This window comes from Mycobacterium sp. B14F4, assembly GCF_039871645.1.
GTDB lineage: Bacteria > Actinomycetota > Actinomycetes > Mycobacteriales > Mycobacteriaceae > Mycobacterium.
Genome location: NZ_JBDPMF010000002.1, coordinates 128,881 through 155,465, shown reverse-complemented (window position 1 = coordinate 155,465; position 26,585 = coordinate 128,881). Strand labels below are relative to the sequence as shown.

Annotated in this window: 25 protein-coding genes and 1 pseudogene; 18 read left to right on the top strand and 8 right to left on the bottom strand. The window is 68.5% G+C overall.

The window, feature by feature from the left end:
- Positions 1–30: 30 nt before the first annotated feature.
- Entirely contained in the window at positions 31–1,248 is a 1,218-nt protein-coding gene (locus ABGB19_RS05865; protein WP_347684951.1) for an acetyl-CoA C-acetyltransferase, read from the bottom strand.
- A 32-nt stretch (positions 1,249–1,280) separates the two neighbouring features.
- Entirely contained in the window at positions 1,281–2,267 is a 987-nt protein-coding gene (locus ABGB19_RS05860) for an SGNH/GDSL hydrolase family protein (protein ID WP_347684950.1), read from the bottom strand.
- Positions 2,268–2,471: 204 nt separating this feature from the next.
- Between ABGB19_RS05860 and ABGB19_RS05855 the strand changes: the two genes are divergently transcribed.
- From ABGB19_RS05855 to ABGB19_RS05840, 4 genes and pseudogenes are all read left to right on the top strand, one after another.
- Positions 2,472–3,533: an alpha/beta hydrolase gene (locus ABGB19_RS05855; RefSeq protein ID WP_347684949.1), complete on the top strand. Its 1,062-nt coding sequence runs from the start codon at positions 2,472–2,474 to the stop codon at positions 3,531–3,533.
- A gap of 29 nt (positions 3,534–3,562) precedes the next feature.
- Entirely contained in the window at positions 3,563–4,975 is a 1,413-nt protein-coding gene (locus tag ABGB19_RS05850) for a cystathionine beta-synthase (protein WP_347684948.1), read from the top strand.
- A gap of 179 nt (positions 4,976–5,154) precedes the next feature.
- Positions 5,155–5,778: an RDD family protein gene (locus ABGB19_RS05845; protein WP_347684947.1), complete on the top strand. Its 624-nt coding sequence runs from the start codon at positions 5,155–5,157 to the stop codon at positions 5,776–5,778.
- A 21-nt stretch (positions 5,779–5,799) separates the two neighbouring features.
- Positions 5,800–6,042: pseudogene (locus ABGB19_RS05840) on the top strand (hypothetical protein); the annotation flags it as partial.
- 825 nt (positions 6,043–6,867) lie between these two features.
- On the opposite strand, the gene ABGB19_RS05835 reads toward ABGB19_RS05840, so the two are convergent.
- Entirely contained in the window at positions 6,868–8,052 is a 1,185-nt protein-coding gene (locus ABGB19_RS05835) for an acyl-CoA dehydrogenase family protein (protein WP_347684946.1), read from the bottom strand.
- Between the two features lie 127 nt (positions 8,053–8,179).
- Between ABGB19_RS05835 and ABGB19_RS05830 the strand changes: the two genes are divergently transcribed.
- Together ABGB19_RS05830 and ABGB19_RS05825 are read left to right on the top strand one after the other, a co-directional pair.
- Positions 8,180–9,667 carry an NAD(P)-binding protein gene (locus ABGB19_RS05830; RefSeq protein WP_347684945.1) on the top strand — a complete coding sequence of 496 codons (1,488 nt, stop codon included), beginning with the start codon at positions 8,180–8,182 and terminating at the stop codon, positions 9,665–9,667.
- Between the two features lie 6 nt (positions 9,668–9,673).
- Complete coding sequence (locus ABGB19_RS05825) at positions 9,674–10,834, top strand: cystathionine gamma-synthase (protein ID WP_347684944.1); 1,161 nt, start codon at positions 9,674–9,676, stop codon at positions 10,832–10,834.
- A 3-nt stretch (positions 10,835–10,837) separates the two neighbouring features.
- Here the strand turns inward: ABGB19_RS05825 and ABGB19_RS05820 are convergent, their stop codons facing one another.
- The 3 genes from ABGB19_RS05820 to ABGB19_RS05810 all read right to left on the bottom strand — a co-directional run bounded on the left by ABGB19_RS05820 (position 10,838) and on the right by ABGB19_RS05810 (position 12,685).
- Complete coding sequence (locus tag ABGB19_RS05820) at positions 10,838–11,500, bottom strand: GPP34 family phosphoprotein (RefSeq protein ID WP_347684943.1); 663 nt, start codon at positions 11,498–11,500, stop codon at positions 10,838–10,840.
- 19 nt (positions 11,501–11,519) lie between these two features.
- Entirely contained in the window at positions 11,520–12,014 is a 495-nt protein-coding gene (gene greA, locus ABGB19_RS05815; protein ID WP_347684942.1) for a transcription elongation factor GreA, read from the bottom strand.
- A gap of 248 nt (positions 12,015–12,262) precedes the next feature.
- A complete protein-coding gene (locus tag ABGB19_RS05810; protein ID WP_347684941.1) occupies positions 12,263–12,685 on the bottom strand; it encodes a DUF4307 domain-containing protein in 423 nt (140 codons plus the stop codon).
- 156 nt (positions 12,686–12,841) lie between these two features.
- Here ABGB19_RS05810 and mca point away from each other — a divergent pair, with 156 nt between their 5' ends.
- The 4 genes from mca to ABGB19_RS05790 are packed head-to-tail and all read left to right on the top strand — an operon-like array spanning position 12,842 to position 16,415.
- Positions 12,842–13,711 carry a mycothiol conjugate amidase Mca gene (gene mca, locus ABGB19_RS05805; RefSeq protein ID WP_347684940.1) on the top strand — a complete coding sequence of 290 codons (870 nt, stop codon included), beginning with the start codon at positions 12,842–12,844 and terminating at the stop codon, positions 13,709–13,711.
- A complete protein-coding gene (locus ABGB19_RS05800; protein WP_347684939.1) occupies positions 13,708–14,001 on the top strand; it encodes a hypothetical protein in 294 nt (97 codons plus the stop codon). The genes mca and ABGB19_RS05800 overlap by 4 nt, the downstream gene beginning before the upstream one ends.
- Positions 13,988–16,033 carry a thioredoxin domain-containing protein gene (locus ABGB19_RS05795; protein WP_347684938.1) on the top strand — a complete coding sequence of 682 codons (2,046 nt, stop codon included), beginning with the start codon at positions 13,988–13,990 and terminating at the stop codon, positions 16,031–16,033. The genes ABGB19_RS05800 and ABGB19_RS05795 overlap by 14 nt, the downstream gene beginning before the upstream one ends.
- A 10-nt stretch (positions 16,034–16,043) precedes the next feature.
- The gene (locus tag ABGB19_RS05790; RefSeq protein WP_347684937.1) at positions 16,044–16,415 is read left to right on the top strand and encodes a nuclear transport factor 2 family protein; all 372 of its coding nucleotides are present in this window, start codon (positions 16,044–16,046) and stop codon (positions 16,413–16,415) included.
- On the opposite strand, the gene ABGB19_RS05785 is transcribed toward ABGB19_RS05790, so the two are convergent.
- A complete protein-coding gene (locus tag ABGB19_RS05785) occupies positions 16,412–17,152 on the bottom strand; it encodes a hemolysin III family protein (RefSeq protein ID WP_347684936.1) in 741 nt (246 codons plus the stop codon). The two genes, ABGB19_RS05790 and ABGB19_RS05785, sit on opposite strands and share 4 nt — an antisense overlap.
- A gap of 66 nt (positions 17,153–17,218) precedes the next feature.
- Between ABGB19_RS05785 and ABGB19_RS05780 the strand changes: the two genes are divergently transcribed.
- From ABGB19_RS05780 to ABGB19_RS05765, 4 genes are all read left to right on the top strand, one after another.
- Entirely contained in the window at positions 17,219–18,016 is a 798-nt protein-coding gene (locus ABGB19_RS05780; protein ID WP_347684935.1) for a (2Z,6E)-farnesyl diphosphate synthase, read from the top strand.
- A 2-nt stretch (positions 18,017–18,018) separates the two neighbouring features.
- On the top strand, positions 18,019–19,371 hold the full coding sequence (locus ABGB19_RS05775; protein WP_347684934.1) for a hypothetical protein: 1,353 nt from the start codon (positions 18,019–18,021) through the stop codon (positions 19,369–19,371).
- A gap of 78 nt (positions 19,372–19,449) precedes the next feature.
- Entirely contained in the window at positions 19,450–19,866 is a 417-nt protein-coding gene (locus tag ABGB19_RS05770; RefSeq protein WP_347684933.1) for a hypothetical protein, read from the top strand.
- An 82-nt stretch (positions 19,867–19,948) separates the two neighbouring features.
- Positions 19,949–20,359 (top strand): hypothetical protein, encoded by a 411-nt coding sequence (locus ABGB19_RS05765; protein WP_347684932.1) that lies wholly within the window; start codon positions 19,949–19,951, stop codon positions 20,357–20,359.
- Positions 20,360–20,407: 48 nt separating this feature from the next.
- On the opposite strand, the gene coaA is transcribed toward ABGB19_RS05765, so the two are convergent.
- Entirely contained in the window at positions 20,408–21,346 is a 939-nt protein-coding gene (coaA, locus tag ABGB19_RS05760) for a type I pantothenate kinase (RefSeq protein WP_347684931.1), read from the bottom strand.
- A 30-nt stretch (positions 21,347–21,376) separates the two neighbouring features.
- Here coaA and ABGB19_RS05755 point away from each other — a divergent pair, with 30 nt between their 5' ends.
- From ABGB19_RS05755 to ABGB19_RS05740, 4 genes are all read left to right on the top strand, one after another.
- Complete coding sequence (locus ABGB19_RS05755) at positions 21,377–22,579, top strand: DUF885 domain-containing protein (protein WP_347684930.1); 1,203 nt, start codon at positions 21,377–21,379, stop codon at positions 22,577–22,579.
- A 113-nt stretch (positions 22,580–22,692) separates the two neighbouring features.
- Positions 22,693–24,156, top strand: a complete 1,464-nt coding sequence (locus tag ABGB19_RS05750; RefSeq protein WP_347684929.1) for a glycine hydroxymethyltransferase — start codon at positions 22,693–22,695, stop codon at positions 24,154–24,156.
- 60 nt (positions 24,157–24,216) lie between these two features.
- Positions 24,217–25,044, top strand: a complete 828-nt coding sequence (locus tag ABGB19_RS05745; RefSeq protein ID WP_347684928.1) for an acyl-ACP desaturase — start codon at positions 24,217–24,219, stop codon at positions 25,042–25,044.
- A gap of 205 nt (positions 25,045–25,249) precedes the next feature.
- A complete protein-coding gene (locus ABGB19_RS05740) occupies positions 25,250–26,560 on the top strand; it encodes a PhoH family protein (protein WP_347685638.1) in 1,311 nt (436 codons plus the stop codon).
- Positions 26,561–26,585: the final 25 nt, after the last annotated feature.

The window sequence follows — 26,585 nt, the reverse complement described above, 5'->3', positions numbered from 1 at the left end:
CGATCTGAATGCACACTAGACGAGCCGAAGCTACGACAGCCGTTCGATGACCATGGCCATGCCCTGGCCGCCGCCGACGCACATCGTCTCGAGGCCGAACGTCTTGTCGTGCGTCGTCAGGTTGTTCAGCAGCGTCGTGGTGATCCGCGCGCCCGTCATGCCGAACGGGTGACCCAGCGCGATCGCGCCGCCCGACACGTTGAGCTTGTCGAGATCCATGCCCAGCTCGCGTGCCGAACCGAGCACCTGCACGGCGAACGCCTCGTTGATCTCGTACAGGTCGATGTCGTCGATCGACATGCCGGCATTGGCCAGCGCCTTCTTCGTCGCCTCGATCGGGCCCAGGCCCATGATCTCCGGCGACAGACCGCTCACCCCGGTCGACACGACGCGCGCCAGCGGCGTCAGGCCCAACTCGCGGGCCCTGGTGTCCGACAGGATCACCAGCGCGGCGGCGCCGTCGTTCAATGGGCAGGCGTTGCCGGCGGTCACCGTGCCGTTCGGCCGGAACACCGGCTTGAGCTGGCTGATCTTCTCGTAGGTCGTGCCGGCGCGCGGGCCGTCGTCCTTGGCCACCGTCGACCCGTCGGGCAGCGTCACCGGCACGATCTCCCGGTCGAAGAACCCGTTGTTGATGGCTTCCTCGGCGCGGTTCTGGCTGCGCACGCCCCACTGGTCCTGGTCCTCGCGGCTGATGCCGGTGTGCAGTGCGACGTTCTCGGCGGTCTGGCCCATCGCGATGTAGACGTCGGGAAGCACCCCGTCCTCGCGGGGGTCGTGCCATTCCTCGGCGCCGGCGGCGGCCTGGTCCGAGCGGCTCATCGCGTCGGCGAACAACGGGTTCTTGCTGTCCGGCCAGCCGTCCGAGGTGCCCTTCGGGAACCGCGAAACCGTCTCCACGCCAGCGGAAATGAACGCATGGCCCTCGCCCGCCTTGATCGCGTGGAACGCCATGCGGGTGGTCTGCAGCGACGACGAACAGTACCGGTTCACCGTGGTGCCGGGCAGGAAGTCATACCCCAGCTCGACGGCCACCGCCCTGCCGATGTTGAAACCGGCCTCGCCGCCGGGCTGCCCGCAGCCCATGATGAGGTCGTCGATGTCGTGCGGATCGAGGGCTGGCACCTTCTCGAGCGCCGCGCGCACCATCTGCGCGGCCAGATCGTCGGGCCGCATATCGACCAGTGATCCCTTGCCGGCGCGGCCGATCGGTGACCGCGCGGTGGCGACAATGACGGCTTCTACCATGGCGTCTCCTCGCATCGATGGATACGAGAAACCTAGCTGGCGGGCACCGCGACGGGCGCAGGCACCCTCCCCAGCACAGGTGCGGGGACCCCAGTCGACCGGCGCCACAGCCTGCTCAACCCGCCGACCCGCGCGCGCAGTGTGCCGTTTTCCGCCGAGCGAGACTGCCACGGCAAATCGGGCGCTGCGCAATCGAGCCAGTCGCTCAACGCATTACACAGCGCGGGCAGCAACTGGCTGGCCGCGAGCGCATAGCCGGCGCCTGAGGGGTGGAACATGTCCGAGGAGAACAACTCCTCCGGCGTCTTGCGGAAGTGCGGCGAAAGCAGGTCGGAGAACGGCACCGGGACGCCTCCCGCGGTCCGCACCGCCGACGCCTGCGCCCGCGCCAGCCGCAACCCCTGGCTGCGCGTGTACCAGCGCAGCGGCTGGGGAATCGCGGTGATGACGCCGAAGTCGGGGCAGGTGCCGACCACGACGACGGCGCCCGCGGCGCGCAACCGCCGCACCGCGTTACCGAGTCGTCGCGCCGATGGTCCGATTCCGTTGGGCCTGGTGATGTCGTTGGCGCCGATCATGATCACCGCGGCGTCCGGCGGCGGCCCGGCGACGAACATCGCGTCGATCTGCCCGGACAGACCTCTGGAGGTCGCGCCGACGATCGCCTTGGTGCTCAGCCGGATGCGTCGGCCCGACGCCTCGGCCAGCCCGCGGGCCAACCGCACTCCGGGGACCTCCTCGGCGGTCTCGGCGCCGTAGCCGGTGGCGGTCGAGTCTCCGAAGATCATCAGGTGCAGGTCGAAGGGCACGCCGCGGTGCCACCGCTCGACGGGTCCGCCGTCCGGCAGGTAGACGCCGTCGGCCCGCGGCGGGATGTCCCACGCCTTCGGGATCACCTGTCGGGCCTGGTCGGCCTGGCCGATCAGCAGGTTGCGGGCCCCGACATACGCCGAGCCGGTCGAGGCGATTGTGGCCGCTGCCGCCAGCGCCACTGTGGTCGTCCTTCGCGGTATGCCCACAACAGCAAGTTTAAGTGGATTTTCGCAGTTATCCGCGTGGCGAGGGCGAATGAGCGATCACATTGCGGTATCAAGACCGGTATCGAATTCGACTCGTCAATTGTTGAAATGGACGTAGAGTGTCAAGCTAAGATACGGGTCCCGCTCAGTAAATTAGGCGCACTGCGTACCACGACGGCTTAACTGTCTGAGGAAGTGGTTGTCATGACCGCACCGAGCAAGGTGGGCAACACCCGATATCCCGCCATATCTGCAGTTCAAGCGCGTAAACCGCGCAAGTTTCCGGTCAGCGACGGAGCGCCTGTCGAGGTCCTCGAGGACGGCCCGAGCATCGCGGGACGGCTCGCTTCGCTCGCCGCCATGCTAACTATTCGTCCGACGCTAGCTATCGGAAGTTATGCACCGAGGTTGCCGTGGCCGTGGGGACTGGTGGATTTCGTCGCCCGCGTCGCCCGGCCCACTCCCGGCACCGTACGGGCGACCATTTCTTTGCCGAACTGCACCGCGCAACTCGTGCGGGCGCCCGGTGTGCTGCCCGCCGACGGCAACCGGGCCGTCGTCCTCTATTTGCACGGCGGTGCCTTCCTCACCTGCGGCACCAACTCGCACGGTCGACTCGTGACGGCGCTGTCGGGTTACGCCGACTGCCCGGTGCTCATCGTCAACTACCGGATGATCCCGAAGCACTCCGTCGGCCGGGCGCTCGACGACTGTTACGACGCGTACAAGTGGTTGCGCCTCAAGGGTTATCAGCCCGACCAGATCGTGCTCGCCGGTGATTCCGCGGGCGGCTACCTCGCGCTGGCGCTCGCCGAGCGGCTGCAGCGCGAGGGCCTTCAGGGCGAGGTGCCCGCCGCGATGGTGACCATGTCGCCGTTGTTCGAGGTCGACAACGAGGCGCGAGCGAACCATCCGAACATCCGCACCGACGCGATGTTCCCCCCGCGGGCGTTCTTCGCCCTGGTCGACCTCGTCCGGGAAGCGGCCGGGCGGCATCTGGTGGACGGCAAGCCCGAGGCGGTTTACGAACCGCTCGACCACATCGAGCCCGGCCTGCCGCGCACGCTCATCCACGTCTCGGGGTCCGAGGTGCTGATCAGCGACGCCCGCAAGGCCGCGCGACGACTGGCCGCGGCGGGCGTACTGGTCGAGATCCACGTCTGGCCCGGTCAGATGCATGTCTTCCAGCTCGGCGCGCCCGCGGTCCCCGAGGCGAACCGCTCGCTGCGTCAGATCGGCGACTACATCCGAGAGGCCACGTGGTAAGTCGTCGCGCCGCCTGACACGATGGAGTCATGCGGATCGCCCGGCACGTCAGTGAGCTAATCGGCAATACCCCCCTGGTACAGCTGAACTCCGTCGTCCCCGAGGGTGCCGGCGTGGTCGCGGCCAAGATCGAGTACCTCAACCCCGGCGGCAGCGCCAAGGACCGCATCGCCGTGAAGATGATCGACGCCGCCGAAGCCAGCGGTGAACTCAAGCCGGGCGGCACGATCGTCGAGCCGACCTCCGGAAACACCGGCGTCGGACTGGCCCTGGTCGCCCAGCAGCGCGGGTACAAGTGCATCTTCGTCTGTCCCGATAAGGTCAGCGAGGACAAGCAGAACGTGCTGCGCGCGTACGGGGCCGACGTGGTGGTGTGCCCGACGGCCGTGCCGCCCGACCACCCGGACAGCTACTACAGCGTCTCCAACCGCCTGGTCACCGAGATCGACGGCGCCTGGAAGCCCGACCAGTACTCCAATCCGATGGGACCGGCGAGCCACTACGAGACCACCGGCCCGGAGGTCTGGGCCGACACCGAGGGCAAGGTCACCCACTTCGTCGCGGGCGTCGGCACCGGCGGCACGATCACCGGCGCCGGCCGTTATCTCAAGGAAGTGTCCGGTGGACGTCCGGAAGGTCCCGTCAAGATCGTCGGCGTCGACCCGGAGGGGTCGGTCTACTCCGGCGGCACCGGCAGGCCCTATCTGGTCGAGGGGGTGGGTGAGGACTTCTGGCCGTCGGCCTACGACCCGACGGTGCCCGACGAGATCATCGCGGTGTCGGACGCCGACTCGTTCGACATGACGCGGCGACTGGCACGCGAGGAGGCCCTGCTGGTCGGCGGGTCGTGCGGGATGGCCGTGGTCGCGGCGATCAAGGTCGCCGAGCGGGCCGGGCCCGACTCGGTCGTCGTGGTCCTGCTGCCTGACGGCGGAAGAGGTTACCTGTCAAAGGTTTTCAACGATGCGTGGATGTCGTCCTACGGATTCCTGCGCAGCCGGCTCGACGGTTCGGTCGAGGAGTCGACGGTCGGGGACGTGCTGCGGGGCAAGTCCGGCGCGCTGCCCGACCTGGTGCACACGCATCCGTCGGAGACCGTGCGCGACGCGATCGGCATCCTGCGCGAGTACGGCGTCTCGCAGATGCCCGTCGTCGGCGCCGAACCGCCGGTGATGGCCGGTGAGGTGGCGGGCAGCGTATCCGAACGCGAACTGCTCTCGGCGGTCTTCGAGGGCAGGGCCCATCTCGCCGACGCGGTGTCGCAGCACATGAGCCCGCCGCTGCCGCTGATCGGCGCCGGCGAGCTGGTGAGCAACGCGGCCAAGACATTGCGCGAGTGCGATGCGGTGATGGTGGTCGAGGAGGGCAAGCCGGTGGGCGTGCTCACCCGTCACGACCTACTGGGCTTCCTGTCCGACGGCAGCACCCGCCGTCCTCGATAACCCGACTTACGAAGCCTGCCGAACGACTGGACAACGGGCCGGCTCGAACCGGCTTCGCCATACCGTCGTGGACGTTGCGGCACATGATCAACTTCCGCTCAGAAAGCCCTGCGCAAAACCACTTCTCCGGTAGGGTAAGCACGCTCATTCCCAGCTAAGACAAAGACTGGAAGGCGTTCATGACCGATCAACCGCCACCGCCACCCGGGAATTATCCGCCGCCTCCGCCACCCCCCGGTGGCTACCCGCCTCCGCCGCAGGGCGGCGCGTATCCGCCTCCACCGCAAGCCGGTACGGGATTCGCGGGACAGGCGCCGGCGGCCGCGCTGCCGAAGGAGGCCTACACCTCGTGGTTCACCCGCTTACTGGCATGGCTGATCGACTCCATCCCGATCTTCGTCCTGCAGGGCATCGGCTATGCGCTGCTGCTGGGCACCCAGGAAACCGCGTGCCTCACCGACACCTCGGAGTACGACCTCGGTGAGTTCTGCGCGACGGGCGCGTCCACGGTCGGCCAGCTGTCGGTCGCGGTCACGTCCATTCTCGTTCTCGCCTACGTGATCTGGAACTACGGCTACCGCCAGGGCACGACGGGCTCGAGCATCGGCAAGTCGATCCTGAAATTCAAGGTGGTCAGCGAAAAGACCGGCCAGCCAATCGGTTTCGGTATGTCCATCGTGCGGCAGCTGGCGCACATCATCGACGCCGCCATCTGCTATATCGGTTATCTGTTCCCACTCTGGGATGCCAAGCGGCAGACGATCGCCGATAAGATCATCAGCACCGTCTGCCTCCCGCTGTAACCAGTCAACCTGGAAGGTCGCATGTCTGATCAACCGCCCCCTCAGCAGGGAAACCACCCGCCGACGCCTCCGCCGGGAGGCAACTACCCGCCGCCACCCCCGTCGGGGGGCGGTGGCTATCCGCCGCCACCGGGTGGCGGTTACCCGCCTGCGCCGCCGCCGGGTGGCTATCCGCCGCCTCCGCAACAGGGCGGCTACCCTCCGCCGCCCCCGGGCGCCGGCTACCCGCCGCCGCCGCAACAGGGCGGCTACCCGCCGCCCGGGCAGGGCGGTTACGGTTACCCGCCTCAGCAGCAAGGTGGCTATCCGCCGCCCGGCGGGCCGGGATTCGGTGGCGCACCGTCGTATAGCGTCGGAGAAGCGTTCAGCTGGGCGTGGGGCAAGTTCAGCAGCAACGCCGTAGCGATGATCGTGGCTACGCTGGTCTACGGGCTCATCGTCGTCGCGCTGCAGTTCATCTTCGGATTCCTGTCGGCCGCGGTCTCGCCGGAGTCGACGACCTACATGTCCGACGACAGCAGCTTCTCATTCTCGTACAACGTGTCCGGCCCGGCCAGCCTCGCGGTCACGATCGTCGGTTGGATCGTCGCGCTGGTGGTCGGCGGCGCCATCCAATCCGCGTACTACAGCGGCATGCTGGACGTGGCCAACGGCCGGCCGGTGAGCATCGGGTCGTTCTTCAAGCCCCGCAACGTCGGCAGTGTGATCGTCGCGACTTTGATCGTCGGAATTCTGACCTCGATCGGGTTCGCCCTGTGCATCCTGCCCGGCCTGGTCGTGGCGATCTTCACCATGTTCACGGTCATCGCGCTGCTCGACCGCAACCTGTCGCCGATCGACGCGATCAAAACGAGCTTCGACATCGCGAAGAACAACTTCGTCCAGGTCCTGCTGACCTTCCTCGTGGTGCTCGTGGTGGCGATCGCCGGCGCGGTGCTGTGCGGTGTCGGTCTGCTCGTGGCAATCCCGTTGGTGGCATTGATCGAGGTGTACGCCTACCGCAAGCTCAGCGGCGGCCAGGTCGCCGAGCTCAACCCGCAGCCGCTGCCGCCGGGACCGCAGACCACCCCGCAGCAGTACTGACGATGCTCATCGGAAGGCGCTGACCCCGGTCAGCGCCTCTCCGATGACCATCTGGTGCACCTCGGAAGTGCCCTCGTACGTCAGCACCGACTCCAGGTTGTTGGCGTGCCGGATGACCGGATAATCCAGCGTGATCCCGTTGGCGCCCAGCAGGGTTCGGCACTGGCGGGCGATCTGGATCGCCTCCCGCACATTGTTGAGCTTGCCGAAGCTGACCTGCTCGGGCTTGATCCGGCCCTCGTCCTTGAGCCGGCCCAGGTGCAGCGCGAGCAGCTGGGCCTTGCCCAATTCGACCGCCATGTCCGCGATCTTGGCCTGCGTGAGCTGGTAGGCGGCCAGCGGCTTGTCGAACACCTCGCGGGTGCCGACGTAGTCGAGCGCGGTCTGCAGGCAGTCCCTGGCTGCACCGACACTGCCGAACACGATGCCGAAGCGCGCCTCCGACAGGCAGCTCAGCGGGCCCGAGAGTCCGTGCGCGTCGGGCAGTTTGGCGTCGGCGGGCAGACGGACGTCGTCGAGGTGCAGCTCGGAGGTCACCGACGCCCGCAACGACAGCTTGTGGGTCATGTCGCTGGCGGAGAAGCCCGCCGTGCCCGCGGGCACGACGAATCCGGCGATCTTCTTCTGCGCGCCGTCATCGATCCGGGCCCAGACGATCGCGACGTCGGCGACCGAGCCGTTGGTGATCCACATCTTCGAGCCGTTGAGGATCCAGTCCGACCCGTCCGGCTTGGCGGTGGTGCGCATGCCGCCCGGATTGGATCCGAAGTCCGGTTCGGTCAGCCCGAAGCAGCCGATCACGTCGCCGGTGGCCATGGCGGGCAGCCACTGGTTGCGCTGGTCCTCGCTGCCCCAGCGGTAGATCGCGAACATCGCCAGCGACCCCTGCACCGACACCAGGCTGCGCAGGCCGCTGTCGACCGCCTCGAGTTCCTGGCAGACCAGCCCGTAGGCGGTCGCCGTCGACCCGCCGCAGCCGTATCCCTTCAGGTGCATGCCGAGCAGTCCGAGCTTGCCGAGGTCGGAGGCCAGCTCACGGACCGGAACCTGACCGGTCTCGAACCACTCCGAGACGAAGGGGCGCAACCGTTGCTCACCGAACCGGCGCACCGTCTGGCGCAATTCGACGTCTTCCGGGGTGAGAAGCGAGTCCAGGTCGAGAAGGTCGTCGAGGCGGGTGGCAGCGCTCATGGGTCCATGTCTACACCGCCGGCCCCCGGCGCCCCGCAAACAGTCGAGTAGCCGACTACGCTACCCCGCTCCGTGGCGACGGCGAATCGTCGGAATCGACCCGCTGACGAGCAGGAAGGGGCGGCCGGTGTCCGTACCGCAGCAATCCGCGCAGCCAGACACTCAGACGTGTGACGTCTGCATCGTCGGCGCCGGTCTGGCCGGCATGAACGCGTTGTTCGCCGCCAGCCGACACCTGTCCCGCGACCAGCGGGTCATCGTCATCGACCGCAGGCAGCGCGTCGGCGGCATGTGGGTCGACACGTACCCCTACGTGCGGTTGCACCAGCCCCACGGCATGTTCACCGCGGGCAACATCGAGTGGACTCTCGGCCGCAGGCGCGAGTACCTGGCCACCAAGGCCGAAGTGCTCGACCACTTCGAGCACTGTCGCGATGTGCTCAGGCAGCGCGTCCGCGTCGACGAGTTCTTCGGCTGGGACGCCGAATCCGAGGAGGAGACCGACGCCTTCGTCCGGGTCCACTGCCGCGCCCCGGACGGCAGGCAGCTGGTGGTGCATGCGCAGCGGCTGATCAAGGCGTACGGCCTGCGCGTGCTGCCGAACGACCCGCTGAGAACCTCCAGCGGTCGCGTGAGGTCGGTGTCACCGGACTTCTGCGACATGCGCGGCGGGGACATCGCCGACAGCCGGGCGCCGGTCTGGATCATCGGCGGCGGCAAGACCGCGATGGACACCGCGCACACCCTGGTCGCCGAGTACCCGGGCCGCGAGGTCAACCTGGTGGCCGGGTCGGGCACCTTCTTCGGCAGCCGCGACAAGTTCTTCCCGACCGGCCTGCGGCGGTGGTGGGGCGGCGAACCGCTCAGCAGCTGGGGCATGGAGCTGGCCCGCCGCTTCGACGGGACCAACGAGGCGGCCGTGTGGGACTGGCACCGCGCCACCTACGGCACCTGGCTGACGGCGACCACCGGCAACTACCTGTTGGGCGTGCTGTCCGAAGCGGAGGCCGAGACGATAGCCGCCGGCCTGAACGACGTCGTGATGGACCACTTCGTCGATGTCGTCGACCGCGGCGTCTCGACCGAGATGGTGCTGCGCAGCGGGGCGACGAGGGCGATCCAGCCGGGCAGCTGGATCGTGAACTGCACGGGCTATGTGACGCACCGGGAGTATCCCTACGAGCCCTACCTGTCGTCGGGTGGGCGGGTGCTTTCCATTCAACTGCGCTCGGCAGCAATGCATTTGAGCTCATATGCGGGTTACTTCCTTACGCACCTGCTGATGACCGACAGCCTGCGCGATACGGGGCTCTACGAACTCGACGGCCAGGAACTGGTGCACAAGTCACGCACCGTGTTCCCGTACGCGCTGCTGACGCTCGCGCAGTACAACTTGAGCCTGATCTCCGACGGCGTGCCCGCGAAGGTGTTCAGCGAGTGCGGGCTCGATTTCGACCGCTGGTATCCCCTGCCGCGCCGGATGATGGCGCTGGCCAAGTTCACGCTGACGCACCGCAGGGAGCGCGAGCACATGCGCAGAAACCTCGACACCGTGCGCGAGCGGTTCGGCGTTCGGTGCGGGCCGTTGGAGGGGTCGGTCCGCTCGCTACCCTGAGCGGTGATGACCGAACACGACAGGCACGGCTTGGCCACCGGACTATCCACGAAGGCCATCCACGCCGGATTCGCGCCCGACCCGGCCACCGGCGCCGTGAACGCCCCGATCTACGCCAGCTCGACCTTCGCCCAGGACGGCGTCGGCGGTCTGCGCGGCGGGTTCGAGTACGCCAGGACCGGCAATCCGACGCGGGCCTCGCTTGAGGCCTCGCTCGCCGCGGTGGAGGAGGCCGCCTACGCGCGGGCGTTCTCGTCCGGCATGGCCGCGACCGACTGTGCACTGCGTGCGATGCTGCGACCCGGCGACCACATCGTCATGCCCGACGACGCCTACGGTGGCACCTTCCGCCTGATCGACAAGGTGTTCACCCAGTGGGGCATCGGCTACACCGCCGTGTCGCTGGCCGACCTCGACGCGCTGCGCGCGGCGATCACCCCGAACACGAAGCTGATCCTCGTCGAGACGCCGACCAACCCGCTGCTGTCCATCGCCGACATCGCGGCCATCTCCGCGCTGGCCGCGGCGAATACGAAGGTGTTGGTGGATAACACGTTCGCCTCGCCCGCACTGCAGCAGCCGCTGCTGCTCGGGGCCGACGTCGTGCTGCACTCCACCACCAAGTACATCGGCGGGCACTCCGACGTGGTGGGCGGTGCGCTGCTGACCAATGACGGGGATCTCGACGCCGCGTTCGGGTTCCTGCAGAACGGTGCGGGCGCGGTGCCCGGCCCGTTCGACGCCTACCTGACCATGCGCGGGCTCAAGACCCTGGTGCTGCGCATGCAGCGGCACAGTGAGAACGCTCAGGTGATCGCCGAGTTTCTCGACGGGCACCCGGCGATCGAAACCGTGCTCTATCCCGGCCTGCCGGGGCATCCTGGCCACGAGATCGCGGCCAGGCAGATGACCGGCTTCGGCGGCATGATCTCGGTGCGGATGCGCGGGGGAGCCCAGGCTGCTCGCGAATTGTGCTCGCGCACAGAAATCTTCATACTCGCCGAGTCGCTCGGCGGTGTCGAGTCGCTGATCGAGCACCCGGGCGCGATGACACACGCCTCCACGGCGGGCTCGCAGCTCGAGGTGCCCGAGCATCTCGTGCGCCTGTCGGTCGGGATCGAGGACGTCGCCGATCTGCTCGCCGACCTCGAGCAGGCGCTCGCCTGACGCTCACCCCAGTGCCTGACGCACCGCCGAAGCGGTGACGGCCAGGTTCACCTCCGGCAGCGCCGTCGGGTACTCGTCGACCCAACTGCCGAGCGCGATCTCACCCGCCCGGGCGTGCACCCACCGCCAGCCTCGGTCGTTGAGGCTGAGCAGCGCGCCGAGGCCGTCCACCGCGTGCAGCAAGGAGATGATCGCCGCTGTCGTCGGCGCGGGCGGATTGCGGTCGAACAGTGCCGACAACAGCGCCGCCCGCGCGGTGTCCACCCGCTGCCGGTTCATCAGCGGCCAGGCGTATGGGTGGCCGGAAGGCTTGTCGGGCAGGCGAATCCGCCGGATCTGGCCGGTGTGCTCGAGGAAGCCGGCGACGTGACCCTCGGTGTGCTTGGACAGCTTCTTGACTGCCGTCGCGGGTCGCAGCGGACGTCGCTGCAACAGCTGGAACGCGGGCTCGGTGACCGGGTCCGGCATGCCCGGCACGGCCAGCGCGATCAGCCGGCCCGCCTCGACCGGCTCACCGTTGACCGCAGGCCGGATCCGGCAGGCGTGCGCCAGATCCAGCAGCACGGCCGCCGACAGCACGCGCTCGCGGCGTTGCCGATCCAGCGCCGGCTGCGCGGACGCGTTGTCGAGCAGGAGCAGGAACAGGTCCTCGGCGATCTGCGCCATGAGCGGACCTTAACCGCCGTCAGCCGCGGTAGGGCTCCGCCTTGACCAGCGTGACCTTGACCGTGTTGCCGTTGGGCACGGTGAAGCTGCGGGTCTCGCCCTCCTTGGCGTCGATCAGCGCCGCGCCCAGCGGCGAGTTCGGCGAGTACACCTCGAGCTTGCCGTCGCTGACCCCTTCCTGGCGGGTCGCGATCAGGAACGTCTCGGTGTCGTTCTTGTCGTCGTCGTAATAGACCTTGACCACCGAACCGGGCAGCGCGACGCCGGACTGCTTGGGCGCCTCGCCGACCTTGGCGTTGTTCAGCAACTCCTGCAGCTGGCGGATGCGGGCTTCTTCCTGGCCCTGCTCCTCGCGGGCGGCGTGGTAGCCGCCGTTCTCGCGCAGGTCGCCCTCTTCGCGGCGGTCGTTGATCTCGGCGGCGATGACCGGGCGGTGAGCGATGAGCTGGTCCAGCTCGGCCTTCAGCCGGTCGTACGCCTCCTGCGTCAGCCAAGTGACCTGTGTGTCGGTCATGTCGCGCTCCTGTCCCTCTTGGTCTAGCGGTGTTCTCGCGCTCGTTCGCGTAAGAAGCCTCGTGGTACGGCGCCCGGGAGTTTTGACGTGTATTGCCGCGTTCGTCAGGCCCCAATCAGAGCACTAAAAGCAGCAATACACGGTCCCAGCGGGAACCGTGTACACAGACCATGCTAACACCGCACGGACAGCCGATTTTCACGAATTCGCAGTTCGGCGTTTGTTGCGCACGCCGCTGCACTGTGGTTTCACGAGGTCACCAGGTACGTCGGCACGTCGGTGCCGCATCCGTAAATGTCGCCGACGACGGGCTTGCGACCGGCCTTGACGATCGTCGTCACCTGCACCGTGGCCTGCGGCGACGGCGGCACCAGCACCTCGCGGCGCCCGGTTTCGCTGCCGTCGATCGACCGGGCCCGCACGATGCAGGCGACGGGCCGGGACGGGTCGTCGCGGGTGACGGTGATCGTCACCTCGACGGTCTGGTCGTCGACCAGTCGATATCCGCCGAGTTCACCCTTGACCCCGGCGCTGCCGAACCGTCCCGATGCCACGATCGCGACTATCACCCCGGCCACGACGACGAGTACCGCCAGCCCGACCGCGATCCAGCGGCGCTGCGGTCCGGACAGTCGCCGGCGCCCGTAGCGCGCGGCCGGACGCTCGATCATCGTGTTTCGAAGCCCTTTTCTAGGCCCTTTTCCAGGCTCCTCGTCGGATGGATCTACAGAACTGGAACTATAGGGACTACTGGGAAGTTCCAGTGAGTTGTTAGGTGTCGGAACGGGCCGATGGCGACAGGTAGCGAAGAGTAAAGGCAGATCAGGTTGAGCGAACTGCGGTTGATGGCCGTGCACGCCCACCCGGACGACGAGTCCAGCAAGGGCGCCGCCACGATGGCCCGCTACGCGGACGAAGGCGTGCGGGTGCTGGTGGTGACGCTCACCGGTGGCGAGCGCGGCGACATCCTCAACCCGGCGATGGATCTGCCCGAGGTGCACGGCCGGATGGCCCAGATCCGCCGCGACGAGATGGCCAAGGCCGCCGAGATTCTCGGCGTCGAGCACCACTGGCTGGGCTTCGTCGACTCCGGGCTGCCCGAGGGCGATCCACCCCCGCCGCTGCCCGACGGCTGCCTGGGCGTGGTGCCGCTCGAGGAGCCCACCGAGGCGCTGGTGCGCGTGGTGCGCGACTTCCGGCCGCACGTGATGACGACGTACGACGAGAACGGCGGCTATCCGCATCCCGATCACATCCGCTGCCACGAGGTCTCGGTGGCCGCCTACGAAGCCGCGGCCGACTACCGGCTGTTCCCCGACGCAGGCGACCCGTGGAACGTCCGCAAGCTGTATTACACGCACGGCTTCCTGCGCCAGCGTATGCAGTTGCTGCAGGACGAGTTCGCCAAGTACGGCGAGGTCGGGCCGTTCGATAAGTGGCTCAAGCACTGGGATCCGGACCACGACATCTTCGCCAAGCGGGTGACCACCCGCGTCGAGTGCGCGAAGTACTTCGCGGTGCGCGACGACGCGCTGCGGGCCCATGCCACCCAGATCGACCCCAACGGCGACTTCTTCCGCGCGCCGATCGACTGGCAGCAGCGGCTGTGGCCGACCGAGGAGTACGAGCTGGCCCGCTCGCGGGTACCGGTGTCGCTGCCGGAATCCGACCTGTTCACCGGAATCGAGGAGCGATGACCTTCGCGCTCGCCGTCGATCTGCTGGCCCAGAACCCGCCACGGGACACCGGGCCGGATTTCGGCAAGGCCAGCCCGTTCGGGCTGCTCGTCGTGGTGCTGCTGCTGATCGGGACGTTCCTGTTGATCTGGTCGATGAACAAGCACCTGCGCAAACTGCCGAAGTCGTTCGACACCGAACGTCCCGATCCGGACCGGCCCGCCGACGACGGCACCGCCGGCGCGGACCCGGATACGCCGGCTGACGGGACCACGCCGGACCCCGGCGGGACCAAACGTGAGCCCGGCTGAGTTCTCTCGGGAAAACAAGCTCGGGCGGGCCACCAGCCCGTACCTGCGCCAGCACGCCGACAATCCGGTGCATTGGCAGCAGTGGACGACCGAGGCGCTGGCCGAGGCGGCCGACCGCGATGTTCCGATCCTGCTGTCGATCGGGTACGCGGCGTGTCACTGGTGCCATGTGATGGCCCATGAGTCGTTCGAGGACCACCAGGTGGCCGCGGCGATGAACGAGGGCTTCGTCTGCATCAAGGTCGACCGTGAGGAGCGGCCCGACCTCGACGCGGTCTACATGAACGCCACCGTCGCGCTGACCGGTCAGGGCGGCTGGCCGATGACGTGTTTCCTCACCCCTGACGGCAGGCCGTTCTTCTGCGGCACCTACTACCCGAAGCCCAACTTCCTGCAGCTGCTGGCCGCAGTGAGCGACACCTGGCGGACCCGCCGCGGTGAGGTCGAGGAGGCGTCCGACCGGATCACCGAAGAGCTGCGGTCGATGGCGACGGCGCTGCCGGGCGGTGCGCACGCGAGGAGCAATATGACGGCGCCGCCGGTGCAACCGGCGCTGTGCGACCACGCGGTCGCGGCCGTGCTGGCCGACGAGGACGTCGATCGCGGCGGCTTCATCACGAATCAAGTTGCGGCGCCCAAGTTTCCGCCGTCGGCGTTGTTGGAGGCGCTGCTGCGCAGCCACGAACGCACCGGTGACGCGCCGCCGCTGGACGCCGTCGAACGCACCTGCACGGCGATGGCCCGTGGCGGTATCTACGACCAGTTGGCCGGCGGCTTCGCGCGCTACAGCGTCGACGCGTTCTGGGTGGTGCCGCATTTCGAGAAGATGCTCTACGACAATGCGCTGCTGCTGCGCGTCTACGCGCACTGGGCGCGGCGTACCGGAAATCCATTGGCGCACAGAGTCGCTCGGGAAACGGCCCGGTTCATGATCGACGACCTCGGCGCGGATGGCATGTTCGCCTCGTCGTTGGACGCCGACGCGGCCGGTGTCGAGGGGCTGACGTATGTGTTCACCCCCGCGCAGCTGGGCGAAGTCCTCGGCGGAGACGACGGCCGTTGGGCCGCCGAGGTGTTCGCGGTCACCGCTGCCGGCACGTTCGAGCACGGCACGTCGGTGCTGCAGCTCCCACGCGACCCCGACGATCCGCAACGCTTCGAACGGGTGCGCGCCGCATTGCTGGCTGCCCGGCTGACCAGGCCGCAGCCCGGTCGCGACAACAAGGTCGTCACCGCGTGGAACGGGCTGGCGATCACCGCGCTGGCCGAGGCGTCCGTCGCGCTCGAGGCACCGGAATTGCTTGGCGCCGCAACGGAATGCGCGCGGTCACTGCTGGACGCGCACATGGTGGGCGGGCGACTGCGTCGTGCCAGCCTCGGGGGAGTGGTGGGCGACAGCGCCGCCATCCTCGAAGACCACGCCGCGCTGGCGACCGGGCTGCTGACGCTGCACCAGATGACCGGTGAGGCTTCGTGGCTCGACGCGGCGACCGCGCTGCTCGACATCGCGCTCGACCACTTCGCCGACCCGGATCGCAAGGGCCGATGGTTCGACACGGCCGACGACGCCGAGGCGCTGATGGTGCGCCCCGCCGATCCGCTCGACGGTGCGACGCCGGCGGGTGCATCGCTGGTCGCCGAGGCGCTGCTGGTCGCGGCACATCTGATTCCCGCGGACCGCGCCGGGCGCTACGGCGCGGCGGCCGAGGTCACGCTGGCCGGCGCCACCCAGATACTGGCCCGCCTGCCGCGGTCGGGCGGGCACTGGCTCGCGGTCGCCGAGGCGGCGGTGCGCGGACCGCTGCAGATCGCGGTGGCCTGCGCTGCACCGAGTTCCGAATTGCTCGCCGCCGCGCGCAGGCTCGCACCGGGTGGGGCCGTCGTCGTCGGCGGTCCGGTCGATTCGTCGGAGTTGCTGCGCGACCGCGATCGCATCGGGGGCGCCGATGCTGCTTACGTCTGCCGCGGCCGGACGTGCGATCTGCCGGTCACCGGCGCCGGGGATCTCGCCGCCGCGCTCGATCCCCGGTAGCGTTCGGCCCATGCCGACCCCGGAAGACAACGCCAAGACCGTCAACCGTTACCTGGCGCTTGCCGCGCAGGGCAAGGCCGATGACGTCGCCGAGCTGTACGCCGACGACGCCACCGTCGAGGATCCCGTCGGCACCGAGGTGCACATCGGCAGGCCCGCCATCCGCCGGTTCTACGACAGCCTTCCCACCACCGGTGCCCAGGCCGACGTCATCACGTTGCGCGCGCTCGGCAACGAGACGGCGTTCCACTGGACGCTGACCGTCGACCTCGGCGAGAACAAGATGGCGATCGACATCATCAGCATCATGACGTTCAACGACGAGGGCCGGATCGCGTCGATGAAGGCCTACTGGGGCCCGGACAACGTCACCCAGCTCTAGAAGACGGCGAACCACATCGCGATGTAGTGGCAGATCGCGGCCACCGCCGTGCAGGCGTGGAAGAACTCGTGGTGGCCGAACGTCGTCGGCCACGGGTCGGGCCACTTCATCGCGTACAGCACGCCGCCGATGCTGTAGAGCGCGCCGCCGACGATCAGCAGTACCACCGCCGCCACCCCCGCGCCGTGCATGATCGGACCGATGAACCACACCGCGACCCAACCGAGCAGGATGTAGAGGGGCACGCCGACCCAGCGCGGCGCCGACGGCCAGAAGCACTTGAGCAGCACACCGGCGATCGCGCCGCCCCACACGATCCAGAACAACACCATGCCGTCGGTCGACGGCAGCGCCAGCAGCGCGAACGGCGTGTAGCTGCCCGCGATGAACACGAAGATCATCGAGTGATCCAGGCGCTTCATCCACTTGCGTGCGGTCTGTGACTTCCACATCACCCGGTGATAGACCCCGCTGACCGCGAACATCGCGACGATCGTCAGCGTGTAGATCAGCGTCGCGATGCCGGCCCTTGTCGACTGCATCGACCATGACACCGACACCAGCGTCGCCCCGCAGATCGCCGCGATGACCGCGGCGTAGACGTGGATCCAGCCCCGTGCGCGCGGCTTGCCGATGAATGTGGCGACACCGTCGACGACGGCTTCGGGCAGGTCCTCGGCGGGTCCGTGCGGCTTACGGGTCTGGTCGGAGTCGGTGGCGTCGATGGATCGGGTCATCTCACCTCCACTATTGCCTGCACTATTTGCGGGGGGTTGCCGCTATTCACAGTAGTCTGGATCTTCGTGGAGCTCATTCCCCCGCGCCTCAAGGAGCCGGCCTACCGGCTCTACGAGATGCGGTTGCGGCAGGAACTTGCGCGGTCGAAATCCGAACTGCCACGGCATATCGCGGTGCTGTGCGACGGCAACCGCCGCTGGGCGCGTGACGCAGGACACCACGACGTCAGCTACGGCTATCGGATGGGCGCGCGCAAGATCGCCGAGATGTTGCGCTGGTGTCAGGAGGCCGGCGTCGAGATGGCCACCGTCTACCTGCTGTCCACCGAGAACCTGCAGCGTGCCCCCGAGGAGCTTTCGGCGCTGATCGAGATCATCACCGACGTCGTCGAGGAGATCTGCGCCCCCGCCAACCGCTGGAGTGTGCGCACGGTCGGCGACCTCGAGCTCATCGGCGAGGAGCCGGCCCGCCGGCTGCGCGACGCCGTCGATTCGACCCAGTCGGAAGCGCGTGCCCAGACCTTCCATGTCAACCTCGCGGTCGGCTACGGCGGTCGACAGGAGATCGTCGACGCCGTTCGCCAACTGCTCGCCAAGGAGTTGGCCAACGGCAGGACCGGTGAACAGCTCATCGAAGCCGTCACCATCGACGCGATCTCGGAGAACCTCTACACGTCCGGACAACCCGATCCCGACCTCGTCATCCGCACTTCGGGTGAGCAGCGGCTGTCGGGCTTCCTGCTGTGGCAGAGCGCGTACTCGGAGATGTGGTTCACCGAGGCCTACTGGCCGGCGTTCCGCCGCGTCGACTTCCTGCGCGCGTTGCGCGACTACACCGCGCGCCACCGCCGATACGGCATGTGATCATGGCTGCGCTCTCGGCGGTCGTCTTCACGCTGAGCTGGTGGTTGGGGCTGTATCTGCTGGCCCGTGATCCGCGCAAGCCTGTCCTGGTGCTCGCCGCGATCGGGCTGACCAGTTTCGCCGCGGTGGTCGCGCTGGACGCCGTGCGCACGATCAGCGGGGCCGACGCACTGAGCCGCATCGAGATCTACCTGGTCGCCGTGCCGGGCATCGCGTGGTTCGCCGTGCTCCTCGAACTGTCGCGTCCGCGCGACACGTGGCGCAGCAGGGCGGGCGAGGTCGGCTTGGTCGCGGTGGTCGCCGCTGTCGCGTTCGCCGGCGCGGCGATGGCCGGGAGCGTCGACGGACCGCTGCGCCTCGGGCACTGGGTGATGCTCGCCGCGATCTCGCTGTCGACGCTGGGTGCGATGGTGCACGCGGTGATACGCCGGTCGCAGCCGGGCCCGGTGGTCGGTTTCGTGGTGATCGCGACGCTGTTCTTCGCGCTGGGCAACGCAATCCTGATCATCCCGTTGGGCCTGGTGCCCAGTTGGCTGGCGCTGGCGGGCACCGGGTTCGACGTCGCGGTGCTGGGCGTCGCGGTCGCGATCGGCGACGCATTCGACGAGGGCCAGGCGCTGCGTGCCGACATGCTCCGGTCCTTCGCGGCGACGGCCGTGGTGGCCGTGCTGTTCGGCGGGCAGGCACTGGTGGTGCTGGCCGTCACCGGGCACGACACCGCGTTGACGGTGCTGCTGTTCACCAGCCTCGGCATCGCGATCGCGGTCAACGTGCTCGCCGACCCGCTCGCGGGTGTGCTGGACCGCCTGGCGTTCTCCCGCTCGCCTGCGCTGCGCGCCGACCGGGCGGCGCTGCGCAGCACCGAGGCCGCGCTGCCGCTGCGCAGGGACAGCCCGCTCGACGGCGTCGACGAGGAGACCTTCGCCCGGCTCACCCGACGCGCCCTCGGCCACTACGGCGACCTGTCCAAGCTCGTGGCCAGCCCGCTGACCAAGCTGCCGGTCATCGACGAGCGGTTGGCCGCCCGCGGTGCGCTCGATCAGCCACTCGAGCGCGCGAACGAACTCAAGGCGCTGCTGGCCGACCGCATCGCCCGGCTCAAGCCGCGCGACGGCGGCGACTTCGGTACCACCGAGGAGTGGCGGTACTACAACTCGCTGTACTTCCCGTACGTCGTGGGCGTGCGGGCCTACGCGCAGAACGCCACCGCCGCCGGGCTCGACCCGGTGGCCCGGCAGGCCTGGCAGTGGTTCGTCACCGAGGTGCCGCAGCGGTCGCTGCACAACTGGCAGAACGCCGCGGCGCGCCTCATCGCCGCGGATCTTCGCGGCAGCCTGGTGACCGCGCAGGACTGAGCCCGCTGACCTGCGGCTGGCAGTAACTGGCAGCGGTTGGCGTCGATCTGGCAGCGGGATCCGAGCACTGTCGGCGACATGACCACCGTCACCACCCGCCCCGTCGAGGACACCGACTCGCTACTGCGGTTCGCCCTGCGCGCCGACGCAACACTGTGCGCCGCACTCGGTCTCGTCATCGCGATGACCGCCGACCCGCTCTCGCGGCTGTCCGGCCTGTCGGCGACCAGCGAGTGGATCGGGGGAGCCGCGCTCGTCGCCTACGGCACGGCGCTGTATCTGGCCGCCCGGGTGCGCAACGTCCGGCGCGTCGGCGTCGGCGTGCTGGCTGGCAACGTCGCGTTCGCGGTGACCGTCGCGGTGGTGCTCGTCGCGGGCTGGCTGCCGCTTACGCCCTTCGGCGTCGCCGCGACGGTCGCGTTCGCCGGCGCCACGCTCGCCTTCGCCTACGCCCAGTACCTCGGGGTGCGTCGTCTCGACGTGACCTCCACATGACTGGTCCGGAGCCGCCGTCGTGAGAGGTTGCGGCGTCGGCTCCGGAACGGTCGTCCATCCCCACCACGAAAGGAACCAACCAATGTCCGCCATCACGACACCCAAGCTCACCGGGTCCACCGACTCGCTGCTGCGTTTCGCCATGCGCCTCGACGCGACCATCAGCGGCCTGGTGGGCGTCGCCGGCATCCCGCTCGCGGGCTGGCTGGCCGAGATCTCGGGCACCACCAAAGCGTTCGAGTACTCGATCAGCGCGTTTTTCATCGTCTTCTCGCTGGCGGTGCTCGGCCTCGCCGCCATGCCGTCGGTGAAACTGTCCGGCATCGTGCTGGCGGTGGGCAACGTCGTCTTCGCCGTCGCCACCGTCGTTCTCGTCGTCTCCGACGTCATCCCGCTGACCACCGTCGGTGTAGTGCTCACCCTGGCCACCGGGGTGTACACCTTGGTCATGGCCGAGCTGCAGTACCAGGGGTGGCGCCGCATCAAGGCGTAACCGCTTGTCGCTGCGGCCCGTTCGGCGCTGCCGGACGGGCCGCAAGCATTAGAGCTTGCGCAGCCGCAACCGGTTGATCGAATGGTCGGCGTCCTTGCGCAGCACCAGGGTCGCCCGCGGCCGGGTCGGCAGGATGTTCTCGATCAGGTTGGGCCGGTTGATCGAGTGCCAGATGTCGCTGGCGGCGAACACGGCCTGCTCGTCGGTCAGCGTGGCGTAGTGGTGGAAGTGCGACGCCGGGTCGGCGAACGCCGTCGACCGCAGGCCAAGGAACCGGTCGATGTACCACTGCTCGATGTCGTCGATGCGGGCGTCGACGTAGACCGAGAAGTCGAACAGGTCCGACACCATCAGCGTCGGGCCCGTCTGAAGGACGTTGAGGCCCTCGAGGATCAGGATGTCCGGGTGCGCGACGATCTGCTTCTCGCCCGGCACGATGTCGTAGATCAGGTGCGAGTAGACCGGTGCGCACACCTTGTCCGCGCCCGACTTGACCGCCGTGACGAACCGCATCAGCCCGCGACGGTCGTAGCTTTCCGGAAAGCCTTTGCGGCCCATCAGATTTCGGCGCACCAGCTCGGCGTTGGGGTACAGGAACCCGTCGGTGGTGACCAGGTCGACCCGCGGATGGTGCTCCCAGCGGGCCAGAAGTGCCTGCAGCACACGGGCTGTGGTCGACTTGCCGACGGCCACGCTGCCCGCGACACCGATGACGAACGGGACCGGTCGGTCCGGATTCTGCTGGGGCTCACCGAGAAACTCCGCCGTCGTCGCGAACAGCCGCTGGCGCGCCGCCACCTGCAGGTGAATCAGCCGGGCCAGCGGCAGATAGACCTCTTCGACCTCGAGCAGGTCCACCTTCTCGCCGATGCCGCGCAGCTTGACCAGCTCGTCCTCGGAGAGCTTGAGCGGAGTCGACATGCGGAGGTTTCGCCACTGACTCCGGTCGAACTCCACGTATGGGCTGGGTTCACTCAGCCGCGCCATGCGCTCAGTCTTGCATTTACCGTTGACGACATGGACGCCAGCACCTTGATACGGGAGTACCTGCTGCTCGGTCTGCGCTTCGACCGGGTGGAGGACGGCTACGTAGACTCGTTCACCGGCGATCCGGCGCTTCGCCGCGCGGTGGCCGCCGAACCCCAACCCGACCCGGCCGAGCTGGCCCGGCAGGCCGAGCGTCTGCTGGCCGAACTCCCCGCGGTCGACGGGCTGGAGCAGGCGCGCGCGGACTACGTCGGCGCCCACCTGCGGGCGCTGGCGTGCGCGGGCCGCAAGTTCGCCGGCGAGGAGGTCGGCTTCGTCGACGAGGTCGAGGCCTACTTCGACGTGCGCATCGGCAAGGGTGACCCCGAGCAGTACCGCGAGGCGCATCGCCGGCTCGACGAGGTGGTGGGTGGCACCGGCGCACTGGCCGACCGCGTTCAGGCCTACCGGTCCGGCGAGGAGATCCCGCCCGACCGCCTCGAGGAGTGCATCCACGCGTTCTCCAGCGCGCTGCGGGACCGGGTGCGCGCCGAGTTCCCCTTGCCCGACACCGAGACCATCACCTACGAGGTGGTCACCGACAAGCCGTGGTCGGGGTTCAACTACTACCTCGGTGACTACAAGTCGACCGTCGCCGTCAACGCCGACCTCAAACAGCAGATGTCGAATCTGCCGCGGCTGGTGGCCCACGAGTCCTATCCCGGGCACCACACCGAGCACTGCCGCAAGGAGGCGGGCCTCGTCGAGCGCAGGGGGCAGGCCGAGCAGACCATCTTCCTGGTCAACACGCCGCAGTGCCTGATGGCCGAGGGGCTGGCCGATCTGGCGCTGTACGCCGCGATCGGGCCGGACTGGGGTGCCTGGGCCGCCGAGATCTACGCCGACCTGGGGCTACGGTTCGACGGGGAACGCGCGCAGGCGGTGTCGGCCGCGACGGCCGCCCTGGCCGAGGTGCGCCAGGACGCGGCGCTGATGCTGCACGACGAGCACCGCGACGTCGACGACGTCGTCGCCTTCCTCAAGCAGTGGCTGCTGGTCAACGACGAGCGCGCCCGCCAGATGCTGCGGTTCCTGTCCTCGCCGCTGTGGCGGGCCTACACCAGCACCTACGTCGAGGGCTACCGGCTGCTGCGGGGTTGGCTCGACGCCCGGCCCGACGGCGTGAGCCTGACGCAGCGATTCGGGACACTGCTGGACGAGCCATTGATCCCGTCGTCGCTGCGGGCGACCTGATTCCCGGGTGCGGTTCGCGAGACGTACACCACGGTCGTGGTGGCCGGCCTTCGAGCGGCCCTGGCGTACGTCTCGCGAGAATGCAGGATTGGCGTGCCGGTTAGGCTGAACCCATGACTGCTGACCCCGTGACCTCGAACGCAGCTGCTCCCGGCGCGGAGTACGCCGAGACCGCGAGCGCCGCCTACCGGGCCGCGCTGCAGGTCATCGAGTCCGTCGAACCCCGCATCGCGGCGGCGACCCGCAAAGAGCTTGCCGATCAACGGGATTCGCTCAAGCTGATCGCCAGCGAGAACTACGCCTCACCCGCGGTGCTGCTCACCATGGGCAGCTGGTTCTCCGACAAGTACGCCGAGGGCACCATCGGGCACCGCTTCTACGCGGGCTGCCAGAACGTCGACACGGTCGAGGCGCTGGCCGCCGAGCACGCCCGCGAGTTGTTCGGCGCGCCCTACGCCTACGTCCAGCCGCACTCCGGCATCGACGCCAACCTCGTCGCGTTCTGGGCCATCCTGGCCACCCGCATAGAAGGTCCTGAACTGGCGGCGCTCAATGCCAAACACGTCAACGATCTGTCCGAGGCGGACTGGGAGACGCTGCGCAACAAGCTCGGCAACCAGCGGCTGCTCGGCATGTCGCTGGACGCCGGCGGGCACCTCACCCACGGCTTCCGGCCCAACATCTCCGGCAAGATGTTCCACCAGCGCAGCTACGGCACCGACCCGAATACCGGGTTCCTCGACTACCAGGCCGTCGCGCAGGCGGCGCGGGAGTTCAAGCCGCTGATCATCGTGGCCGGCTACTCGGCCTACCCGAGGCGCGTCAACTTCGCCACGATGCGCGAGATCGCCGACGAGGTCGGCGCCACGCTGATGGTCGACATGGCCCACTTCGCCGGACTGGTCGCGGGCAAGGTCTTCACCGGCGACGAGGACCCGGTGCCGCACGCCCACGTCACCACGACGACCACCCACAAGTCGCTGCGTGGTCCGCGCGGCGGCATGGTGCTCGCCCAGCAGGAGTACTCCGATGCCGTCGACAAGGGCTGCCCGATGGTGCTCGGCGGGCCGCTGTCGCACGTCATGGCCGCCAAGGCCGTCGCGCTCGCCGAGGCCCGCCAGCCCGCGTTCGGCGCCTACGCCCAGCGCGTCGCCGACAACGCCCAAGCCCTGGCCGACGGCTTCCTCAAGCGCGACGCCGGGCTGGTCACCGGCGGCACCGACAACCACCTGGTCCTGCTGGACGTCACGTCGTTCGGGCTGACCGGCAGGCAGGCCGAGTCCGCGCTGCTCGACGCGGGCATCGTCACCAACCGCAACTCCGTGCCCGCCGACCCCAACGGCGCCTGGTACACCAGCGGCATCCGGCTGGGCACGCCGGCGCTGACCACCCGCGGATTCGGGGCCGACGACTTCGACCGCGTCGCCGAGCTGATCGTCGACGTGCTGTCCTACACCGAGCCGCAGGGGACCTCCAAGGCCAAATATGTGATGGCCGACGGCTTGGCCGAGCGCGTGCACGGCGCGGCCGCCGAGCTGCTGGCCGCCAACCCGCTGTATCCGGGGCTCACGCTGTAGACACGCGGCGCCCGGGATCGAAATTTTACGATTCCCACAGAATTGAGTTACTGTAACCGCATGGCACAGAAACCTGTACCCAATGCGCTGATCCTCGAACTCGAGCCGGTCGTGCAGCAGGAGCTGCGTCGCCACGTCGACACCGAGGATCTCTGGTACGCGCACGACTACGTGCCCTTCGACCAGGGCGAGAACTTCGCGTTCCTCGGCGGTCGGGACTGGGATCCCGCGCAGGTCACGCTGCCCAAGCACATCACCGACGCACTGGAGATCCTGCTGATCACCAAGGACAACCTCGCGGGCTACCACCGCGAGCTCGTCTTCAGCTTCATCCTCGAGGAGAAGTGGGGACGGTGGATCGGCCGCTGGACCGCCGAGGAGCACCTGCACGCCGTCGCGCTGCGCAACTACCTCGTCGTCACCCGTGAGATCGACCCCGCGGCCAACGAGGACGTCCGCGTCGAACACGTGATGAAGGGCTACCGCGCCGACACCTACAGCCAGATCGAGCGGCTGGTCTTCATGGCCTTCTTCGAACGGGCCCACGCGGTGTACTGCCGCAACCTCGAGGCACAGATCGCCGAGCCGGTCCTCAAGGGCCTCATCGGCCGCATCGCCCGCGACGAGGAGCGGCACGAGGAGTTCTTCGCCAACCTCGTCGCGCACCTGCTGAGCACCAGCCGCGACGAGACCGTCGAGGCCGTCGGCCGCCGCGCCGCCGAACTCGGCGTCGTCGGCGGTGACATCGACGCCTACGCCGACAAGGTGGCCACCATCGCCGAGGCCGGCATCTTCGGGCCCGACCAACTGCGCCAGGTGATCGCCGACCGGATCGCGGCGTGGGGGCTGGGCGGCGAACCGACGCTGGCGCAGTTCACCTCGCGGTAACTGGCAGCCACGGCGCGCCTGCGCGGCGCACATGCGGCGACGGGAGTAGCGTCGCTTTCGATGGCTAGCGACATGCTCTGCTATCCGGGCGGTACCGATCGTTTCGATCACGAGAGGACCGGCCCCGGTCCCAGTGCCGCAGTGTCCGCCGAGGGTTCGTGCGGGGCCGCGCGAGCACGAGGAGCGCGACGTGACTGATTCGGCCGTGGGAACTGCGGTTCGTACTTATGTGCTCGACACCTCCGTATTGCTGTCCGATCCCTGGGCGGCCACGCGGTTCGCCGAACACGAAGTCGTGGTCCCGTTGGTGGTCATCAGCGAACTGGAAGCCAAGCGGCATCACCACGAGCTTGGCTGGTTCGCGCGGCAGGCACTGCGGATGTTCGACGATCTGCGGCTGGAACACGGGCGGCTCGATCAGCCGGTTTCCGTTGGCACACAAGGCGGTACGCTGCACGTCGAGCTCAACCACAGCGACCCGTCGGTGCTGCCGGCCGGGTTCCGCACCGAGAGCAACGATGCGCGCATCCTGACGGTCGCGGCCAACCTCGCCGCCGAGGGCAAGCTCGTCACGCTGGTCAGCAAGGACATCCCGCTGCGCGTGAAGGCCGGCGCCGTCGGCCTGTCCGCCGACGAGTACCACGCCCAGGACGTCATCACGTCCGGATGGACGGGCATGGACGAAGTCGAGGTCTCCTCCGACGAGATCGACATGCTCTTCGCCGAGGGTGAGATCGATCTGGAAGCCGCTCGAAACCTGCCGTGCCACACCGGGGTTCGGCTCCTCGGGGGCACCTCGCACGCACTGGGCCGGGTCAACGCCGAGAAGCGGGTGCAACTGGTCCGCGGTGACCGCGAGGTGTTCGGGCTGCGCGGCCGCTCGGCCGAACAGCGGGTGGCGCTCGACCTGCTGCTCGACGAATCGGCCGGCATCGTCTCGCTCGGCGGCAAGGCGGGCACCGGCAAGTCGGCGCTGGCGCTGTGCGCCGGGCTGGAGGCGGTGCTGGAACGCCGCACGCAACGCAAGGTCGTGGTGTTCCGGCCGCTGTACGCCGTCGGCGGGCAGGACCTCGGGTACCTGCCCGGCAGCGAGAGCGAGAAGATGGGCCCCTGGGCGCAGGCCGTCTTCGACACGCTCGAAGGACTGGCCAGCCCCGCGGTCCTCGAAGAGGTGCTGTCCCGCGGGATGCTCGAGGTGCTGCCGCTGACCCACATCCGCGGGCGATCGCTGCACGACTCGTTCGTCATCGTCGACGAGGCGCAGTCGCTGGAGCGCAATGTGCTGCTGACCGTGCTGTCACGGCTCGGCACCGGATCACGCGTGGTGCTCACCCACGACGTCGCCCAGCGCGACAACCTGCGCGTCGGCCGGCACGACGGGGTGGCCGCGGTGATCGAAAAGCTCAAGGGGCACCCCTTGTTCGCTCACATCACGCTGTTGCGCAGCGAGCGCTCACCGATCGCGGCCCTGGTCACCGAGATGCTGGAGGAGATCAGCCCCGGCGCTTTACCCTGAGCGCCGCTCCGCCGCGGGCACGCGA

What these genes read in the sequence shown, in the direction of transcription:
- ABGB19_RS05845 (WP_347684947.1), top strand. Translation starts at nt 5,155, where the DNA reads ATGACCGATCAACCGCCACCGCCACCCGGGAATTATCCGCCGCCTCCG.
- ABGB19_RS05800 (WP_347684939.1), top strand. Translation starts at nt 13,708, where the DNA reads ATGACCTTCGCGCTCGCCGTCGATCTGCTGGCCCAGAACCCGCCACGG.
- ABGB19_RS05825 (WP_347684944.1), top strand. Translation starts at nt 9,674, where the DNA reads ATGACCGAACACGACAGGCACGGCTTGGCCACCGGACTATCCACGAAG.
- ABGB19_RS05750 (WP_347684929.1), top strand. Translation starts at nt 22,693, where the DNA reads ATGACTGCTGACCCCGTGACCTCGAACGCAGCTGCTCCCGGCGCGGAG.
- ABGB19_RS05765 (WP_347684932.1), top strand. Translation starts at nt 19,949, where the DNA reads ATGTCCGCCATCACGACACCCAAGCTCACCGGGTCCACCGACTCGCTG.
- coaA (WP_347684931.1), bottom strand. Translation starts at nt 21,346, where the DNA reads ATGGCGCGGCTGAGTGAACCCAGCCCATACGTGGAGTTCGACCGGAGT.
- ABGB19_RS05835 (WP_347684946.1), bottom strand. Translation starts at nt 8,052, where the DNA reads ATGAGCGCTGCCACCCGCCTCGACGACCTTCTCGACCTGGACTCGCTT.
- ABGB19_RS05770 (WP_347684933.1), top strand. Translation starts at nt 19,450, where the DNA reads ATGACCACCGTCACCACCCGCCCCGTCGAGGACACCGACTCGCTACTG.
- ABGB19_RS05745 (WP_347684928.1), top strand. Translation starts at nt 24,217, where the DNA reads ATGGCACAGAAACCTGTACCCAATGCGCTGATCCTCGAACTCGAGCCG.
- ABGB19_RS05755 (WP_347684930.1), top strand. Translation starts at nt 21,377, where the DNA reads ATGGACGCCAGCACCTTGATACGGGAGTACCTGCTGCTCGGTCTGCGC.
- ABGB19_RS05790 (WP_347684937.1), top strand. Translation starts at nt 16,044, where the DNA reads ATGCCGACCCCGGAAGACAACGCCAAGACCGTCAACCGTTACCTGGCG.
- ABGB19_RS05865 (WP_347684951.1), bottom strand. Translation starts at nt 1,248, where the DNA reads ATGGTAGAAGCCGTCATTGTCGCCACCGCGCGGTCACCGATCGGCCGC.
- ABGB19_RS05855 (WP_347684949.1), top strand. Translation starts at nt 2,472, where the DNA reads ATGACCGCACCGAGCAAGGTGGGCAACACCCGATATCCCGCCATATCT.
- ABGB19_RS05810 (WP_347684941.1), bottom strand. Translation starts at nt 12,685, where the DNA reads ATGATCGAGCGTCCGGCCGCGCGCTACGGGCGCCGGCGACTGTCCGGA.
- ABGB19_RS05850 (WP_347684948.1), top strand. Translation starts at nt 3,563, where the DNA reads ATGCGGATCGCCCGGCACGTCAGTGAGCTAATCGGCAATACCCCCCTG.
- ABGB19_RS05820 (WP_347684943.1), bottom strand. Translation starts at nt 11,500, where the DNA reads ATGGCGCAGATCGCCGAGGACCTGTTCCTGCTCCTGCTCGACAACGCG.
- ABGB19_RS05775 (WP_347684934.1), top strand. Translation starts at nt 18,019, where the DNA reads ATGGCTGCGCTCTCGGCGGTCGTCTTCACGCTGAGCTGGTGGTTGGGG.
- greA (WP_347684942.1), bottom strand. Translation starts at nt 12,014, where the DNA reads ATGACCGACACACAGGTCACTTGGCTGACGCAGGAGGCGTACGACCGG.
- ABGB19_RS05785 (WP_347684936.1), bottom strand. Translation starts at nt 17,152, where the DNA reads ATGACCCGATCCATCGACGCCACCGACTCCGACCAGACCCGTAAGCCG.